Raw genomic sequence first — 1,216 nt, 5'->3', positions numbered from 1 at the left:
ACACCTTCATATCATCAGATTGACAGTTGAAGCCGAGCTGGGCGATCTGTTTGGTAATGGCACTCTCTAAAAACGTGGATCTTTGATTTAAGTATTCAACCAACGTTTCGATTTTCGCCTCTTTGATATGCCCAACATATAAATTTGACAAGGCATTAAAAGCGACAGCAAAAATAATGATGGGGACTAGCCCTATTAAGATGGCATTTCTTATTGTCTTATTAGCCAAAACTCCTCCTAATGTTCTGCCACGAACAATTTTCAGTAAGCAGGTTCACTATCTCACTTTAATAAGTGGAAAAGTGGGGATGGACTCTCAATCGCAAAGAATAAGTGATTGAGCGGCAATTATTTGCTGAGACTACTGCTGCACATTGGCTTTTACAACTCTCTCGCATGAGATTATGAGCTAATAATGATAGCAATTGACCTTTATTATATACGCAATGGCTTATCGCAAGCGGGAGACTGTTTTCTTCTGCTCTTTTGCGTTGAATCTAAATTTCCAACTCTGTCTTGCCAAAAACGAAAAAACCACCTTTAACGGTGGTTTTTTCATTATTTTCAGTGTGGCTTAGTCACTAGAGTGATTCAATCGCTTGTTGAATTGCAGGACCAATTTGACGCTTGCGAGACGTCACGCCATCCAATACCAACATGTCATTGTCAATTTTCACATCAAAAGCTTTTGATAGCACTTTCTTATCTGCGTCATCCGCCCAAAGCATGTTTGCACGTTTGTGCTTGGTATCTGTGATCGAGAAGAACAAGTAATCAAGATTCTGAGCTTTCTTATACGCTTGAATGGCTTCGTTGAAGTCCTGTTTGCGGTCAATCAACTGCTGCGCGTTGAGCGTTTCTGCTACGCCGATGCCTACCTTTTTACCTGCGAATTCAAAGTTCTTGTAGTCCATCGTCAAAATCGTCTCTGCTGAGAAATGGCTCAGATCCGATTTCGCCAACAACATTTGTTCACCAAAACCTTTGATGTCTTTGATGCCTGCAATGTCCGCCAGCTTTTGCGCGTACTGTTTGTCATATTCGGTGGTAGTCGAAGATTGGAACACAACCGTGTCCGACAAAATTGCTCCTAAACCTGCACACGCAATATTCTTAGGCAGTTTAACGTTTAACTTCTCGGCATTTGCCGTAAGAATTGTTGCTGCAGAACCCCAAGCACGAATGTCCATTGAGACGATTTGCGGCATGCTGATTG

At 41.9% G+C, this 1,216-nt stretch carries 1 protein-coding gene and 1 pseudogene; both read right to left on the bottom strand.

Translation table 11 applies throughout. The features are described from left to right. Nucleotides 1-229 (bottom strand): annotated as a pseudogene (locus tag R7P35_RS25025) (EAL domain-containing protein); the annotation flags it as partial. A 352-nt stretch (nucleotides 230-581) separates the two neighbouring features. Further along, nucleotides 582-1,216 (bottom strand): DHHA2 domain-containing protein (locus tag R7P35_RS25020; RefSeq protein ID WP_318093084.1); only part of this gene is annotated, 635 nt, incomplete at its 5' end.

The sequence above is a fragment of the Vibrio sp. Vb0304 genome, assembly GCF_033338995.1.
Lineage (GTDB): Bacteria > Pseudomonadota > Gammaproteobacteria > Enterobacterales > Vibrionaceae > Vibrio > Vibrio alginolyticus.
This window is presented reverse-complemented; position numbering and strand designations above follow the sequence as displayed.